Annotated in this window: 15 protein-coding genes; 7 read left to right on the top strand and 8 right to left on the bottom strand. The window is 43.9% G+C overall.

The window, feature by feature from the left end; all coding sequences use genetic code 11:
• The first annotated feature begins 53 nt into the window (after positions 1 to 53).
• The gene (locus GVN20_RS07410) at positions 54 to 773 is read left to right on the top strand and encodes a DUF1361 domain-containing protein (RefSeq protein ID WP_166557712.1); all 720 of its coding nucleotides are present in this window, start codon (positions 54 to 56) and stop codon (positions 771 to 773) included.
• Position 774: 1 nt separating this feature from the next.
• Here the strand turns inward: GVN20_RS07410 and GVN20_RS07405 are convergent, their stop codons facing one another.
• Positions 775 to 1,809, bottom strand: a complete 1,035-nt coding sequence (locus tag GVN20_RS07405) for a phytanoyl-CoA dioxygenase family protein (RefSeq protein WP_166557711.1) — start codon at positions 1,807 to 1,809, stop codon at positions 775 to 777.
• A 57-nt stretch (positions 1,810 to 1,866) separates the two neighbouring features.
• A complete protein-coding gene (locus tag GVN20_RS07400; protein WP_166557710.1) occupies positions 1,867 to 2,595 on the bottom strand; it encodes a GntR family transcriptional regulator in 729 nt (242 codons plus the stop codon).
• Positions 2,596 to 2,663: 68 nt separating this feature from the next.
• On the opposite strand from GVN20_RS07400, the gene nuoK reads away from it, so the two are divergent.
• Entirely contained in the window at positions 2,664 to 2,978 is a 315-nt protein-coding gene (nuoK, locus tag GVN20_RS07395) for an NADH-quinone oxidoreductase subunit NuoK (protein WP_114065388.1), read from the top strand.
• Between the two features lie 95 nt (positions 2,979 to 3,073).
• A complete protein-coding gene (locus GVN20_RS07390; RefSeq protein WP_166557709.1) occupies positions 3,074 to 4,360 on the top strand; it encodes a GWxTD domain-containing protein in 1,287 nt (428 codons plus the stop codon).
• 108 nt (positions 4,361 to 4,468) lie between these two features.
• Here GVN20_RS07390 and GVN20_RS07385 read toward each other — a convergent pair whose 3' ends face one another.
• On the bottom strand, positions 4,469 to 6,043 hold the full coding sequence (locus GVN20_RS07385; RefSeq protein WP_166557708.1) for an OmpP1/FadL family transporter: 1,575 nt from the start codon (positions 6,041 to 6,043) through the stop codon (positions 4,469 to 4,471).
• A gap of 198 nt (positions 6,044 to 6,241) precedes the next feature.
• Positions 6,242 to 7,501: a hypothetical protein gene (locus tag GVN20_RS07380; RefSeq protein WP_166557707.1), complete on the bottom strand. Its 1,260-nt coding sequence runs from the start codon at positions 7,499 to 7,501 to the stop codon at positions 6,242 to 6,244.
• A gap of 411 nt (positions 7,502 to 7,912) precedes the next feature.
• Here GVN20_RS07380 and proS point away from each other — a divergent pair, with 411 nt between their 5' ends.
• Positions 7,913 to 9,388 carry a proline--tRNA ligase gene (gene proS, locus GVN20_RS07375; RefSeq protein ID WP_166557706.1) on the top strand — a complete coding sequence of 492 codons (1,476 nt, stop codon included), beginning with the start codon at positions 7,913 to 7,915 and terminating at the stop codon, positions 9,386 to 9,388.
• A 107-nt stretch (positions 9,389 to 9,495) separates the two neighbouring features.
• Positions 9,496 to 9,927, top strand: coding sequence for a peptidylprolyl isomerase (locus GVN20_RS07370; protein WP_166557705.1), 432 nt, complete (start codon positions 9,496 to 9,498; stop codon positions 9,925 to 9,927).
• Between the two features lie 67 nt (positions 9,928 to 9,994).
• Here GVN20_RS07370 and GVN20_RS07365 read toward each other — a convergent pair whose 3' ends face one another.
• Complete coding sequence (locus GVN20_RS07365) at positions 9,995 to 10,480, bottom strand: NADH-quinone oxidoreductase subunit A (RefSeq protein WP_166557704.1); 486 nt, start codon at positions 10,478 to 10,480, stop codon at positions 9,995 to 9,997.
• A 125-nt stretch (positions 10,481 to 10,605) separates the two neighbouring features.
• Positions 10,606 to 12,795: a glutamine synthetase III gene (locus tag GVN20_RS07360; protein ID WP_166557703.1), complete on the bottom strand. Its 2,190-nt coding sequence runs from the start codon at positions 12,793 to 12,795 to the stop codon at positions 10,606 to 10,608.
• Positions 12,796 to 13,010: 215 nt separating this feature from the next.
• Here GVN20_RS07360 and mtaB point away from each other — a divergent pair, with 215 nt between their 5' ends.
• On the top strand, positions 13,011 to 14,345 hold the full coding sequence (gene mtaB / locus GVN20_RS07355; protein ID WP_166557702.1) for a tRNA (N(6)-L-threonylcarbamoyladenosine(37)-C(2))-methylthiotransferase MtaB: 1,335 nt from the start codon (positions 13,011 to 13,013) through the stop codon (positions 14,343 to 14,345).
• A 31-nt stretch (positions 14,346 to 14,376) separates the two neighbouring features.
• Here the strand turns inward: mtaB and GVN20_RS07350 are convergent, their stop codons facing one another.
• Complete coding sequence (locus tag GVN20_RS07350) at positions 14,377 to 14,736, bottom strand: CoA-binding protein (RefSeq protein ID WP_166557701.1); 360 nt, start codon at positions 14,734 to 14,736, stop codon at positions 14,377 to 14,379.
• 118 nt (positions 14,737 to 14,854) lie between these two features.
• On the opposite strand from GVN20_RS07350, the gene GVN20_RS07345 reads away from it, so the two are divergent.
• Positions 14,855 to 15,427 carry an HNH endonuclease gene (locus tag GVN20_RS07345; protein WP_114065403.1) on the top strand — a complete coding sequence of 191 codons (573 nt, stop codon included), beginning with the start codon at positions 14,855 to 14,857 and terminating at the stop codon, positions 15,425 to 15,427.
• Positions 15,428 to 15,434: 7 nt separating this feature from the next.
• On the opposite strand, the gene moaA is transcribed toward GVN20_RS07345, so the two are convergent.
• On the bottom strand, positions 15,435 to 16,427 hold the full coding sequence (gene moaA, locus GVN20_RS07340) for a GTP 3',8-cyclase MoaA (RefSeq protein WP_206023218.1): 993 nt from the start codon (positions 16,425 to 16,427) through the stop codon (positions 15,435 to 15,437).
• Positions 16,428 to 16,685: the final 258 nt, after the last annotated feature.

Raw genomic sequence — 16,685 nt, 5'->3', positions numbered from 1 at the left:
ATAAACGGTGACCGGGATTTAGACGTTCTTTAGGAAACAAATCATCGTAAATCTTGCTCAAAAGTTTATTCAATAGGTTTTGGAAGTATCGCTTCTACGTGTCAGATCCTCCTATCATTACGATGGAAGGGTTGTACCCACTTTTGCTTCTTTTGCTGCTAAGTATGGTGGCGCTTACCTATCACATGATACGTATTCAATTTAAAGAAGCGGTAGATTTTTCGATGGATTGGAATTTATTCTTAAGTTGGATTCCTTTGTTAGTTGCTTTTTTGGTGGATGTAACCGTAAAACGATTCGGAAAATTGCCCAAATGGGTAGGGTTTTGGAGCCTCATCTGGTTATTGTTTTTTCCCAATGCTCCTTACATGATTACCGATTTACTGCACATATCGGTCAATATGGGCAGCGATTTGACTTGGCATGATATCATCATGCTTTTTTATTACGCCGAAGTCAGTCTTTTCAACGGGCTTGTTTCTTTGTATTGGATGCACCGTTGTTGGCAAAAAACCTTCACAAATACCACTGGCAACGTCTTGTTGGCCATCAGCTTGCCGATGGCGGGCTTTGGTATTTATCTAGGCCGGATTCGCCGCTGGAACAGTTGGGACATTATTCATAACCCCAAAGAACTTTTAAGTGCGGTCTGGCAAAGCCTCACCGACCGCACTGCGTTGGTTCTTAGCCTAGAATTTGGCCTACTTTTGAGTATGCTTTATCTGGTTTTATGGGTGTTGTTGCGCTTTCGCGTCCGACATATCAATGAATAATTTACTTTTTTGAATCCCATTTTTCGCCAGCATTCAAAACATTTTCTTGGTCACCAAAATCAGGGTTTTGATAAATCGCAACACCATTATGATATTCGGTGACTGGCGTTTGGCCAAACCGATGACGGTGAAAAGGAAGAGCTTCTTCGGTAGAATAGTGGCATACGTATGATTTGCGGGTTTGGTCTGGATTCGTAATCAGACCACCGCCGTGGGCCAAGGCTGCGTGCCAGATTAAGACATCGCCGCGTTTGATAAGAAGGGTATCTTTGGGAAGCTTTAATTCTGCACATTTTGTGTCAAGATAATCCGCAAATTCGAGGGCTGTTTTGGTCGAGCGGTTATTGTACAGAATTCCGTTGCCAAAATTGAACTTAGGCATTTTATGAGAGCCGATATAATAATACAACGGACCAGAATCAATTTTGATGTCTTCCAACGGAATCCATGCGGCGGCCAAATGACTAGGAATTTTGGCCGTTACCCACGGATAATCCTGGTGGGTAGGCTGCTGACTGCCATACATAAACGTTAGGCTTTGCATTACCACCGTATTTTGTTGGAAAATCGCATCCAAAAAGTTAACAATGGCGGGGTGAGTCATGAGTTTTTTGCCCGCCACCGATAGGTTATGAAAGTCATTTAACTTCACGTATTTTCCCTGGAGATCTTCTTTTGGGAAATCTTTGATGTGGCGTTCGCGGACAGGGTCAAACTTTGGAAGGTCGATGCGCGCCCACATTTTGTATTTTTCGGGGTGCTCTACCAATTCTTCAACGTCTGACCAAAACAAATCCAATAATTCAGACTGAATCGATTGTTCTAAAATAACGTACCCATTTTTTTGCCAAAACTTCAGCTTTTCGGCCAGATTGTAGGATACGTCAAATTTGGGTTGATATTTTTTTACAAATTCATCGACGTCTGCATCAGGCCGATCAATCCATGGAAGGGTTGCTTCATCGAATTCTGTTTGCGGAAATAATTGTTCTTTGGTAGCAATTACCTTTTGTTTTAGCGTAGTTAATAATCCCATGGCAAAGAGGAAAGTTAAATGATTGTTTCCCAAATATATCAGGATTCAAAGGGATTATCAAAATCTTCCTTTCAACAAATAAGTATCCGTACATGCATATAAAGAGGAATAGATGGTAAAATGGGGGCGGTTGGTCTCGATGCATTTTTCGAGACGAAGCACAGGGGTATGCTCGGCCACGCGCATTATATCCGTTAAGGGCGCGTGGGCAGCGGTAGCCCACACTTTTTCTTCTCCGCCTTTTACGATAATATTGTACCGACTCCGAAAAACGCCAAAAAGGGAGCGATTTTCTAATTTTTGTTTATGAAAATCGGGAACATCCGCCGCTGGAAAAGCCAACCTTTCAAAAAAAATCACTTCTTTGTTGACCAATCGTAAGCGTTCAAAGTAATAAAAAGGCTCATTTGGATGGGTGGGCGCAAACAGAAAATCGCTAGGAAAAGGCATCAACTGAGGTTTTTTCAGAATTTCGGTTCTGATGTCTTCCTCTTTGAGTTCTTCACGTAACGGGTTTGGATAATGCGCCTGTATCGAAAGCATCCCCAAACCCACGGGAAGCGGTTGAACGATGCTTCCTTTTCCTTGGTATTTCTTGATAAATCCTTCTTCGGCCAACATCGAAAGCGCCTGACGGATAGTGGGTTGGGTAAGGTTATAGGTTTGTTGTAGTTCTTTTTCAGAAGGCAACAAACTCCCGATTTCATAGACGCCTTTAATGAGCTGTTGGCGTAAGGTTTCGTACAAATGTTGATAATGGGGAAGGCGGGCAGGTACTTCAGACATTGATGGATGGTTTTTTAATAAGGCAAAAATAGCGCCTCTTTTTTGAATATTTTTCTTAACATTGCATCATGCAACCAATTGTTCCGATACACTATTTTCTTATCGTTGCGGCGGCATTGTTCAGCATTGGACTTGCGGTCATGATTACCAAACGTAATGCCATTGCGGTGTTGATTGGCGTTGAATTAATTTTAAATGCGGTTAATCTCAATTTAGTGGCTTTTTCGCAATATGACCCTTTACGGCTTGAAGGCCAACTCTTTGCCTTGTTTGTAATGGTCGTTGCCGCCGCCGAATCGGCCGTTGCTTTGGCTATTATTCTGAAAGTGTACCGACATTATCAAACTACTGATTTAGATAAAATCAGTTCGATGAAAAAATAAACGGATTGTACGCTATTACGTGGATTTTTACGTTTTTAGGTAAGTAAACCTATACCGCTTCTTTATCAATTCAAGTGGTTTAACACACTAACAGGATGAATCGCATTGGCCTGATTTTATTTTTTTTAATTGCTGTCGGCACTTTTAGTGAGGCACAGCAAACTTCTAAAACCAAAAAACGCAAAGGAGATGCTCAAACGACGGCCGCCGCTAGTGGGGTAGACGACGTGACCATCTTAGGGATTAAAAGTAAATTTTTGAGCAGGGATACCAACTCGGTCGCTATTTTTATGCGGGTTGATTTGAGCAAACCCAATAATATCCCCGTGCGTTGGAAAGATTTTACGGATAAATTTACCCTCAACTACGTGGTCTATCCTGATTTTGCCTCTCGCGAGCGACTAGGTTACGGCAATATCCCTCTCAATGAGCAGAATGTGGTGCAGCTCAGTGCGACCAAATTTATGATTCGGTTTGACGTAAAAAGGCCAGTAAATCACGCTACGGCCGTTATGTTGGCCGAAATATCGGAGATTGGAACGACCAAAAAAGTGCTCAACGATTTGGCGGTTCGGTTCAACGCCCCAAAACTCAGTGACCGCTTTGCGTTATTTGAGCGAACAGGACAAGTCGTGATGCTCCAAAATTATGTCAACGTAAACGACACCTTGCTCATCAAAGACATCAAAAAGACCGTGAAGCCGCTGTACGTCATGCGCTACAAGCATGATTTCGAGGCGGCCTCGTCGCCGATGAATACTACGCCGCGCAACGCACCTCGTACATTGGGGGTTGATACAACTTTCATGATTAATACCAGTACGCCGCTTACTTTTAAAGAGGAAGGCTTGTATTATATGACCGAAGACACCACCGACGCCACGGGTATCGGATTGGTGGTAAGCAACAAACGTTTTCCTAAAATGACCCGCCCTGCTGAGTTGGTTCGGCCTGTGATGTATATGAGTCAGAATCAGGAAATAAACGAACTCCTAGGGACAAAAGACGCTAAAAAATCACTAGATCGGTATTGGCTTTCGTTGATGAATGGCAACACCGATTTGGCTAAGCGTACCATAAGCGTATTTTATAACCGCGTGGAAGAAGCCAATCGACTTTTTACTACGTACAAAGAGGGTTGGAAAACGGATAAAGGAATGATTTTTATTGTGATGGGACCGCCCGACCGCGTGCAGCGTAGCAAAGACCGCGAGGTGTGGGTGTATTCGCAGCGGGCCAATTTTTCTGAAATTAACTTCACTTTCAATCGTAGGGCCAACCAATTTGTTGAAGACCACTATGAGCTTCAACGCTATGTAGAATACCAGCCCATTTGGTATCCAATGGTGGAAGCATGGCGCACAGGCGCGATAAGGGATTGATTATCTGTTACTTATTTTTGATTAATATTTAACGAAATAAGATAACAATACAACAAAAATCCCCGTCAGGAGCCTGACGGGGATTTTTGTATTTGAAGAGAGTACGAATTAGAAGAACAAGCCAATGGTACTCACAACATTGATGCTGCTGACGTTCAACTGCGCCGAAAAGTAGTTGTTTGGGTCGTTGAGTTGATAAGGGGCAAAAGCATCCTTCGTGATTAGATACGTGCCCGCCAAATCAATGTAAAAACGCTCGTTGCGATACCCTAAACCGCCCGAAAATGAAAGCTTTGCGCGGTCGAGTTTTCCCTCTACGTTGTAGTTTTGGCTATAAATATTGGGCATATAACCGACTCCCGCCCGTACCCTGAAGGTATTGAGACGGGCTTCGCCACCAGCACGAAGATTAACGACATTGTTAAAAGTAGATTGAATTAAACGGCGATTGTTGCTACGAAACTGGTTGTCGTCTGGGGTACTGATGCCCATGCTTTTGTAACCCACGTATTCGGCACTGGCGGTGAGGAAGCCTTTTTTGCCAAAGAAAAAAGTTGCGCCACCCGTGGCCCGTAGAGGAGTACGCATACTGTACTCAAAATCATAAGGTTCAATCGTTACCCGATTGGTGGGCAGTTGGTCAAAAGCCTGTTGCCCTTGCCCATTCGTAACGGGGTTACCATTAGAGTCATAAATTGGAACTCGGTTGTTTAAGACGTCTACCCCTACTTCCTCTTCGTACGTCATTTGCATATTACTCCACGTGGGGCTGTGCAGTGAGGCCCCTAACTGTAAAAATTCGGTGGCTTTGTAAATAACCCCCGCTGATAGAAATATACCCGTTCCGTTGATATTTATATCCTCACGATAATCTAATCCACGAAATGCTCCACCGTTGACGAAACGTTCGGCATAGTTTTGTTGGCGAATATAGGTGTGTCGCGCAAATCCTCCCGACACCCCAATGTAAAGCTTGTCGGCGTAATTTCCCGCATACGCAAAAGTCCATTGCGATGAGCCACCAGAAAGCTCGATACTACCAGTTTGCTCAAAAGATGAACGTGATAAAGGAATGGGGCGGCGATAGGGGCCGTTGGCCGAAAGGGCATCTATTTGATAAAGATTATAAAAAGCCGATTCAATTGAGTAAGGGCGGCCATTGTTGTAGTCATTTTCGAGGGTTGTAACTGGAACTCCGTTGGCTAGTTCTGCGATGTCGTCAATCATTGAACTGCGGTTGTTGGTGCCACCGTAAGAAAACTGGGTGCCCGCGTTCACCTGCCGAGAATAACTGATTCCGAAGGAAGTACGACGCCATTCGCGGTTATAACTTTGGGGATTTCCTGCCAAAATCAACGAAAATTGCGATAGGTTCGGATTGACCTTTTGGTCGGTAGTGGTGTTGCCAATATAGTCGGCCTTGTTGTTGATGGAGTAAAAAGTCGGGCTAAGGCTTATCTCTGAGCGATTGAAAAAAGCAATGCCTGCGGGGTTTCCAAAAATGTTGCTGGCATCACCCCCAAGTGCCGCATGATTGCCACCAACACCCTGAAAACGAGCGGTTCCGTTTTGGGTAATCTGGGATAATTGAGAAGCCGCATTGGAATAAAGACGGCTTTGGGAAAAAACGTGAGTTGTGGTCATTCCGACGACAATTCCCACTAAAATGTGACGTGTTCTCATGGCAGAGTTAAAACGATTTCCCTGTTAAAATAATATGTGGAGCCTTATTTATTGTTAAAAGTACATTTATAAGCAAGAAAAAACCTCGCCATTCAAAAATAGCGAGGTTTTTTATGAAAGCGAATTTTGTCATTTATTTTTTAAACGGTAAGTCTTTCTTGGAAAAGTCTTTGTTTACTTTTCCGTTATTCTAACCATTTAGCGTGGTCCGCGTGAGGAGCCGCTGCTGCTTGAGCTCGAACCACTACTGCTTGAACTTGGGCTGCTATAGCTGGGACTTGGGCTGCTGTAGCTGCTTCTGCCACTGCTGTTGCTGCTATTGTTGTTCCAACTGCTAGAGTTGGAAGAATTGTTGTTGCTGTAAGAGCTGCTACGCTGGTTGCTGTACGTGCTACTTTCACCATAAGAGCGGGTTGCTCCACCGCGAGTACCCGAAGAGTACCCCGAACTTTGGGTAGAAGGAGCGCTGTAGGTGCTGGTGCTGCCAGTACGGCTGCCTGAATTGGACGAATAGCCATTGTATGAACGGTCGGCACCACCACGAGGACGTGAGTAGTAGGTATCACTGCTTGTGGCGGTGGAGCTACTGTTAGCCCTGGAAGATGGGTCATAACTTTGACGGCGGCCATCGTTGGTATAACGAGGACTGTTGTCATTGTTACGGTTATACGAATTGGCAGAACGATCTACGCGGTTGTAATAATCAGAGCCTGGACGGCGGCGCGCGTCAACAATCTGAATGTTGTTGTTGGGGCCGTTATACCAAAAGTTATTATTCCCATAAAAGTTATTGCCATAGAAACCGCTTCCATAAAAACTGTATGGAGAGTAGAACGAATTAAAGCCCCACGGATTTCCCCAACCAAAGCTTGAATAACCACCCCAAGCAGAATAAGGTGAATAATATGAATACGGTGAAAAGAATGGGTCACCGTAGCCATAAGCGAAGGCCGAATTCCAGCCGAAAGGACTGCCAAAACGATAAGGATTTCCAAAGGCAGAACCATAGCCATATCCAAGGCCAAACATCATGGCCGAACTGCCGAAGCTGTTCCATCCAAACGAGTTGTAACGATAAGGGTTGTTCCAATAACTTCCCCAATTATTATTCATAGCAGTTTGATAGCCATCAGAAAAACCTGAATTATAGCCAGCATTAGGGCCAACATTCCGCTGAATACCCCGCGAACTCAAATAAGATTCGTCGTAGTAGTCATAGTCTTCTGAGGTGGTATTGGGCTGTTGTTGGCCCGTACGGTAGTCAGGGTTGTAGTTACGAAGGCTTCTCTTTTCCTCATCCTGATTTCCCGACTTTGCTGCTACTGCTACACTGGATGAGTTACCATATAGGTCGTCGTATTCGGCGTCGTTTGCGGTTGTGTACTGGTTAGAGTTACACCCCCATAAACCAACCAAGCCTACTGCCGACCAAAGGGTGAGTGAACGAAAGGTTTTCATGGTTATTTAAAAGTTTTTGTTCCTACGATTTAAAAAGAAAATCAGGGTCATTATTTACTATAAACGTCAATTTGGCTGATATTGATTCAGTTTCGTCACAAATTTAAGATAAAAAAGTATCTTTGCAAGAGTTTTTTCTAAAAAACAAGGAGGAGATTTACGATAAAAGCTCCTGATAATCAAATAATTATAAATGTCGATGCTACACTAAATCCTGCAAAGTGCTGATTGCGAACGACTAGTATAGTTTAAGTGTAGATTTTACGCCTTTTTTATGTTAGTAATTATTTTTAGTGAGATTTAAGGGGTTATTAATTAAGGTGTTAGCGAAAGTACCTGCTCTAAATGTAGACGCAATCGAAGAAAGAATAGTTTAAAAATTTAAAACAAAAATTTACCTAAATAAAAGCAATGGCAAACGCGATACCTAGCCGTAGTGAAAATTACTCTGAGTGGTACAATGAATTAGTGAAAAGGGCTGATCTGGCCGAAAATTCAGCCGTGAGAGGATGTATGGTCATCAAACCGTACGGCTTTTCAATTTGGGAAAAAATGCAGCGGGCATTGGATGATATGTTTAAGGAAACAGGTCACATGAACGCTTATTTCCCTTTATTTATTCCCAAATCATTTTTGAGCAAAGAAGCGAGCCACGTGGAAGGCTTTGCTAAGGAGTGTGCGGTAGTTACGCACTATCGACTCAAAAACGCGCCCGATGGAAGCGGAGTAATCGTAGATCCCGATGCCAAACTGGAGGAAGAATTGATTGTTCGTCCCACTTCAGAAACTGTTATTTGGAGTACTTATAAAAACTGGATTCAATCGTACCGCGATTTGCCTTTGTTGATAAACCAATGGGCCAACGTTGTGCGCTGGGAAATGCGCACCCGCTTGTTTCTACGCACCACTGAATTTTTGTGGCAGGAAGGCCACACAGCCCACTCTACGTCTGACGAAGCCATGGCCGAAACGCGTCAGATGCTCGAAGTGTATGCGCGTTTTGCGGAAGAATGGGCCGCTATTCCCGTCATTAAAGGCTATAAAACGGCCAATGAGCGTTTTGCGGGGGCTGAAGAAACACTTTGTATTGAGGCCATGATGCAGGATGGCAAAGCATTGCAGGCTGGAACTTCTCACTATCTAGGTCAGAACTTTGCCAAAGCATTTGACGTTAAATTTCAGAGCAAGGCAGGTACACTTGAGTACGTTTGGGGAACTTCTTGGGGCGTAAGTACGCGCCTCATGGGCGCACTCGTGATGGCACATTCTGATGATTCTGGGTTGGTGTTGCCGCCTAAATTGGCCCCAATTCAGGTGGTGATTGTGCCTATTTATCGCAGTGAAGAACAACTTGCTCAGATTACCGAAAAAGTAAAAGAAATCTCGGCGGGTCTTCGTAAAAAGGGCATCAGTGTAAAATTTGATGACTCTGACGCCAATAAGCCTGGCTGGAAGTTTGCCGAGTACGAGTTAAGAGGCGTGCCAGTACGATTGGCAATGGGTGCACGTGATCTTGAAAATGGTACAGTAGAGGTGGCCCGACGCGATACGAAAGAAAAAATGACGGTTCAACTGGAAGGAATTGTGGACAGAATCGAGACCTTGTTGGAAGAAATTCAACAAAATATTTACGATAAAGCACTGGCATTTAGAACCGCCAATACGCACCAGGTAGATGATTATGCCGAGTTTAAACAAGTCTTGGACGAAAAAGGAGGATTTATTTTGGCGCACTGGGATGGCACACCCGAAACCGAAGAGCGCATCAAAGAAGAAACAAAAGCAACGATTCGTTGTATACCATACAATGCTCCCGAAGAAGAAGGCAAGTGTATTCTGACGGGGCGTCCATCAAGTCGGCGGGTATTATTTGCGCGGGCTTATTAGTAAAACTTTTTTAGGTTGGGTTGAAGTTGATTTTAGGATTTGATTTCAGCGAGTGCAACTTAAATTAGATCAGTCAATAAAATCAATTCATTCAAAACAACAACAAAATGAGTGTAGCAAAATCAGGAGATACCGTAAAGGTACATTACAAAGGGACCTTGACCGACGGTACTGTTTTTGATTCGTCGGAAGGACGTGAGCCATTGGAGTTTGAACTCGGCTCAGGAATGGTGATTCCAGGTTTCGACAACGGAATTCAGGGAATGGCCATTGGAGATAAAAAAAAGATTGATATTCCTGTAGAAGAGGCCTATGGTCCATCGCAGGCGGAGTTGGTTTTTCCATTTAACCGTTCTGAACTGCCCGACGATATTCCGTTTGAGGTAGGAATGCAATTGAATATGCACCAAGACGGAAACCCGCAACCTGTACCTGTAACGGTTGTTGAAGTAACAGATGCGCAGATTCTGGTAGATGCCAACCACCCACTGGCGGGACAGGCGTTGATTTTTGAAGTAGAATTAGTAGGCGTAAAATAGCTAATGCTCCTTTGAGCGTAAGCCTTTATTTAAAATAGACGTTGGGGTGATTAATTCATCTTAACGTCTATTTTTCATTTACAGGAGGTCGTCCGTACTTTTCGTTGACTTTATGGTAGAGATTGGCGGGGACTTTCGTTTCTATTATTGGCACTTTGGGTTGTGGCCGTACCCAGTCCAGATATCCTTTTGCCCAGGCATAAGCGAGCCCAAGAACGAGAATTCCTACAAAAATCAGCATTTCGATTAGTGAGAACCATCCCCACAACCCATCGGTTTGTTGGATGAGCGTAGCTTGACCAAACACAACGGCCCAAGGAAAGAGGAAAACCAGCTCTACTTCAAACAAAAGGAAAACCAGCGCCACCACGTAAAAACGCACGTTGAATTGAACGTTGGCGTTGCCAATGGGGTCTTCCCCCGACTCATAAGTGGTGAGTTTTTCTACGTTAGGTTTATGAGGCCTCAGCAACTTGGCCAACATCAGCATAGAAACGATGAGGACGATAGCCGTAACGATGAATAAGAAAATAGTGCCGAATTCGGAAACCATATTTGTCTTGAAAATGCGCTGAACTAAAAAGATTAGCGCGCAAAAATAGCTAATCATTTTATTAACCCTTCTAAAAAAAACCGCTTCATCGGCGGCTTTTTTTAGAAATAAGTCAAGAAATGAGTTTATTTTACGAACAACATTTCACGATATTTGACCAAAGGCCAATCTTCATCGTCAATCAAGAGCTCAAGTTTGTCCACTTCATAGCGGATTTTTTCAAAGTAATCTTTCACTTCTGAACCGTATAACTCGGCCCTGGTGGGAATATCATCCGTATTATTGGCTTTTTTACGGGCTTCAGTCATCGCTTCTACCGCCTGTTTAATAATATATACCCGCTGCGAGATTTCTTTGATGAGTTCTTTGAGGGGTTGTGCTTCTTCCACCAATTCAAGTTCCATCAACGATTTGGCGGTTTGAGCCAACTGATGCTGGTACTTAACGGCCGTCGAAACTACGTGATTCAAGGCCAAATCGCCAATAACCCTCGATTCAATCTGCACTTTCTTGATGTAATTTTCGAGTTCGATTTCGTAACGGGCATGAACCTCACGCTCATTCAGAACGCCCATTTTTTCGAGTACCTGAACGGCCGAAGGTTCAATGTATTTGCCCAATGCCAGCGGTGTAGAGGCAATGTTGGTAAGGCCGCGATTGGCTGCTTCCTGCACCCAGTCGTCCGAATAGCCATTGCCCTGAAACAAAATACGCTTGGACTCGCGGTAGTAGTCTTTTAGAATATCAACGATTGCCAATTCTTTCTTTTCGCCCAATTCAAGCCTTGCTTCGAGTTCTTTTCTGAATTCCTGAAGCTGGTTGGCCACAATGGTATTGAGGATAATCATTGGCGAGGCGCTGTTGGCACTTCCGCCCACGGCGCGGTACTCAAATTTATTGCCTGTAAACGCAAAGGGTGATGTGCGATTCCGGTCGGTATTATCGCGCATTAAAGGTGGAGTACGCGTAATCCCTAATTTATAAAAGACGTTGTCTCCTTTTTCGAGCTGGACTTCGCCGCGATTTTCGAGGGTTTCCAACAGTCGAATGAGTTCATCCCCAAGAAAAATAGAAACAATGGCTGGCGGCGCTTCATTGGCGCCCAAACGGTACTCATTGCCCGCCGAAGCAATAGACGCCCGTAGCAAATCTGCGTGGTCATGTACGGCTTTGACGACGTTCATCAAAAAAGTTAAGAACCGCAATGTTTCTTTGGGTTTGGTACTTGGGGCCAAAAGGTTGACGCCCGTATCGGTCATCATGGACCAGTTGTTGTGCTTGCCGCTTCCATTGATGCCCGCAAAAGGTTTTTCGTGAAAAAGAACCTTGTAATTGTGACGTTCGGCGACTTTATTCATCAAATCCATCAACAACGCGTTGTGGTCAATGGCGAGATTGAGTTCTTCGAAAGTAGGAGCGCATTCAAATTGACCGGGCGCCACTTCGTTGTGACGCGTCCGAACGGGAATACCGAGTTTCCAAGCTTCATATTCAAAATCAACCATAAAGGCATTGACGCGCGGAGGAATCGACCCGAAATAATGGTCTTCCAACTGTTGCCCTTTGGCGGGAGAGTGCCCAAATACCGTCCGACCCGCCATCACTAAGTCAGGCCGAGCGTAAAAAAGGGCTTTATCGACCAAAAAATACTCCTGCTCAGCCCCCAACGTAGCCGTTACTTTTTCGACATTGCGGTCAAAATAATACATTACAGCAGTGGCGGCTTTGTCGAGTACGTGTAGGGCGCGCAAAATCGGGGTTTTGTAGTCGAGCGCTTCGCCAGTGTAAGAAATAAAAACAGAAGGGATACAAAGCGTTTTGCCGCCTGCCCCATTGTCCATTAAGAATGCGGGCGAGCTGGGATCCCAGCCTGTATAACCCCGTGCCTCAAACGTAGCACGCAGGCCGCCGCTTGGAAAAGAGGATGCGTCGGGTTCTTGCTGTACTAGTGCGCTTCCTTTAAACTTCTCGATGGCTTTGCCCGACGGAGTAACGTCAAAAAAGGCATCGTGCTTTTCGGCTGTGCCACCCGTAAGGGGCTGAAACCAATGTGTATAATGGGTGGCCCCTTTGGAAGTGGCCCAGGCTTTCATGGCGGCGGCTACCTCGTCGGCAATCTCGCGGTCAATTCGGGAGCCCGATTTAATGGCGTTGGATACTTTAAGATAGGCTTCTGGTGTCAACAACGTTTTCATTACGTCGTCATTGAATGTGTAAGAACCGTAGTAATCGGCTACTTTTTCGCTGGGAGCGGGTACGCTGATTGTAGAACGGTTGTAGGCCGTTTCGATGGCCTTAAATCGCATATTTGCCATGCTATATGATTAGATTTTGGAATAATTTAACTGTTTTGGGAATACACATCAAACATATATTTTTTTTGTTTGACTGACAAAAGTAATGAAAGCAATTTGAAGAAATGAACTAGCTTCTTTTTGTTTATGGCCTAAATTAGGCCTATTTATTGAAAATACTAAAAACTTCAATCGCTCATTTTCTCAATCAGCCTGATTATCACTAATTTTGCAGGATGAAAAAAGTAGCATTTTATACATTAGGCTGTAAACTCAATTATTCAGAAACATCAGGTATATCACGGATGTTTGAGCAACGGGGGTATAAGAAAGTGGCGTTTAATGACCAACCCGATATATTTATCGTAAATACGTGTTCAGTTACCGAAAATGCCGATAAGAAATGCCGCAAGATTGTACGCGAAGCCCAAGCGATTAATCCAAACGGTTATGTGGCTATCATCGGTTGCTACGCTCAACTCAAACCCCAAGAAATTTCGGAAATTCCCGGCGTAGATGCTGTTTTGGGGGCGGCTGAAAAATTTCGACTCATTGATTTATTAGATGGATTTGTCAAAGAGCCTTCGCAGCAGCAGGGCAAAGTTTTTGCTTCGCCGATTGAAGACGCGGTAGATTATCACGTAGCATACTCACTCAATGACCGCACCCGAACGTTTCTTAAAGTGCAAGATGGCTGTGATTATCCTTGCGCTTATTGTACTATTCCGTTGGCAAGGGGGAAAAGCCGGTCTGATACCATTGAAAATGTGGTTAAATCGGCCCGCGAAATTGCGGCTCGGGGTGTCAAAGAAATCGTACTGACGGGCGTAAATATTGGTGACTTTGGCCTACAAAATGGTCAACGTGTGGAGACGTTTTTGGGTTTGGTGAAAGCCTTGGATGAGGTTGAAGGCATAGAGCGATTTCGGATTTCGTCGATTGAACCCAATTTGTTGACGGATGAAATTATTGCTTTTGTGGCTCAATCAAAACGCTTTGTGCCGCATTTTCATATTCCGTTGCAGTCGGGCTCAAATAAAATATTGGGGTTGATGCGCCGACGTTATCGCCGCGAATTATATGTTGATAGAGTAACCAAAATCAAGGAGTTAATGCCTCATTGTTGTATTGGGGTGGATGTTATTGTAGGGCACCCGGGTGAGACCAACGATGATTTTCTGGAAACCTACCAATTCCTGAACGAGTTGGATATTTCGTATTTACACGTATTTACGTATTCAGAACGCCCGAATACCTTAGCAGTTGACATCAAGCCCGTTGTGCCTCAGTCGCAGCGGGCGGAGCGTTCTAAGATGTTGCACATCCTTTCTGATAAAAAACGCCGGGCATTCTATGAAAGTCAATTAGGCTTGGAGCGAACGGTTTTGTTTGAAGAGGATGTAGTCAATGGGTATATGCAAGGCTTTACCGAAAATTACGTGCGGGTAAGCGTACAATATGACCCTTTGCTGATGAATGAAATGAAAACCGTACGCCTGACAAATATCAATGCCGAGGGTAACGTAGAGGCCGAAGAGTCGGAAAGTATACCCATGTTCGTTCACAATTAAAGAAGGGGGTATTCCCCTTCTTTAATAATTTTTAGTAACTGTTTATCGAAAGCAGTACCAATGTGCAGGCTTCTTCCGCAACGATTCCGTTTTGGGTTAATAATTGTTCAAATTCAGGGTTTTCTGTACCAGGATTGAAAATCACTCGTTTTGGATGAAGTGCAATAATATAATCATACCATTCGGCTTGGTGCTGCGGCCCAATGTAGAGTGTTACGGTATCAATGTCTTTTAGGTCGGGTTTGCTGGTTAAAATGTCATTGCCAGCTATCTGTCCTGCTTTCAATCCAAGCAACACGACCGGATGCCCATGATTCACCAATCGATTGGCGGCTAGAAATGAATAACGAGCTGGATTGGTGGAAGCGCCAATAATGAGTGTTTTTTTCATTTTTTTAATAATTACTTCTTTTTTCTAAACAAATGTTTTTGAAACTTGTTCTACTCACATCCTGTAAAATGTACTTTTTTATTTTGTAAACTAAATTTTCAATCAATAAATAGGGGCCATGAGCGACAAAAAAGTGCTTAGTTATTGGAACGAAAAGTGGGTGCCTGTCGAGTTTGAGGGAGTGGAAAACCCACCTCGGTATGATGTCTCTAACTATGGACGCCTGAGAAGTTTTCAAAACGAGGAGAAAAAAGCGGTTATTATTAAAGGATCGGTGATTCAGGGGTATCGTTCGCTCAATATTCGTATCACAGGTGGAAAAACCATCAATAGATATGTTCATAAATTGGTGGCTGAATTGTTCCTAAAACGCGAAAGTGAATTGCATAAATACGTCATTCACCTTGATTTTGATAAACAAAACAACCGTGCCGACAATCTGAAATGGGTAACCAAGACAGAAATGGTGGAACATAACCGTGAAAACCCAGCCGTTATAAATCGTAAGCTTCCTGCTCGTACCCGCAACTACAAGCTGACCGAAATCAAAGTCAGAATGATCAAAAAAATGCTCAAAAGTGACAAGAGCAGATTGAAGATGATTGCCAAACAGTTTGGGATAACGCACACACAACTCAACCGTATCCGTTCTGGCGAAAACTGGAAACATGTAAAAGTGGATGATGAATAATAGTCTTTTATCCCCCGATTGTTGACATAGACTCGGATACTGAACCTACCGTGCGTCGGGCTTCTGCTTCAAACCCATCTTTGGCCCGGTGCTGAAGTGCTTCAAATATACGTTGTGTTATATTGGCATCATCCAATCCTTGTCGAAGTAAATCTTTGATATTGAACACTCCGTCGTCATACAGGCAGGTTTTGAATTGACCTTGAGGCGTGATTCTCAATCTATTACATGTGCCGCAGAAGGTTCGGCTAAACGCCGCGATGATTCCAATGGTGCCTTTGTGGCCCGGAATCTGATAATTATACGAAGTCGAGGCGGGTGGGTCAGGCAGTTTATAAATCCCAGGATATGTTTTTCTTAGTTCTTCCAAAATCTTGCGGTAGTTCCAAAACTCTTGGTATTCGTGGGCGCCGTCGCCGTTGAAAGGCATTTCTTCAATGAAACGAACACTGACATTGTGCGTACGCGTCAGGTCGGCCATGGGAATAATATCGTCCGTATTTTTTCCTGACATGACGACCGAATTCAATTTTGTAGGGATATTGTATTCCTGCAATGCTTCAAATGTTTGCCATACATTTTGAAATTCATCGCGACGGGTAATGTCAAAAAAGCGTTGACGGTCAAGGGTATCTAAGCTGAGATTGACCGATTTAATGCCCAATCGCTGAAATTCAGGTATTAGCGGAGCCGTCAATACGCCGTTTGTTGTGATGTTGATTTGACGAAGACCGTCGATTTTATTCAATTCTTCCAGAAAATCCATGATTCCGCGCCGAACAAACGGCTCGCCTCCCGTAAGACGCACCTTGTCGACGCCCATATTGACCAATATCCTAATGGTACGCTCCATTTCTTCCCACGTCAACAAGTGTGGTTTGGGTACGTATTTGATACCTTCTTCGGGCATGCAATAAAAGCAGCGAAGATTGCAACGGTCCGTGACGGCAAGCCGCAGGTAGCTGATAGGACGTCCGTGGTTGTCTATTACGCGGTTCAAGGGATTGGATGATTAGTTACAGTTGACCAAAAAAGGAGCAGTTTGCACAAAACCGTTCTTTTTCAAAGTAAATAACGAAAATGTTATCAAACAAGTTTAGAGGAAGGAAAGAGATATGCACTTCACTCAAAAATAACGGTGAGTGAGGAGGAATTGGGGTGTAAAAGTGGATAAAAGGGTTAGGGCAAGAAGATTATAATTGGAAAATACTTGTAAAAAATTGAGGTATGCTTTGTACTATTTATAACGAACTCCCAT

It is taken from the genome of Runella sp. CRIBMP, assembly GCF_009905605.1.
Lineage (GTDB): Bacteria > Bacteroidota > Bacteroidia > Cytophagales > Spirosomataceae > Runella.
The sequence above is the reverse complement of the archived record's forward strand: the minus strand, read 5'-3'. Positions and strand labels throughout refer to the sequence as shown.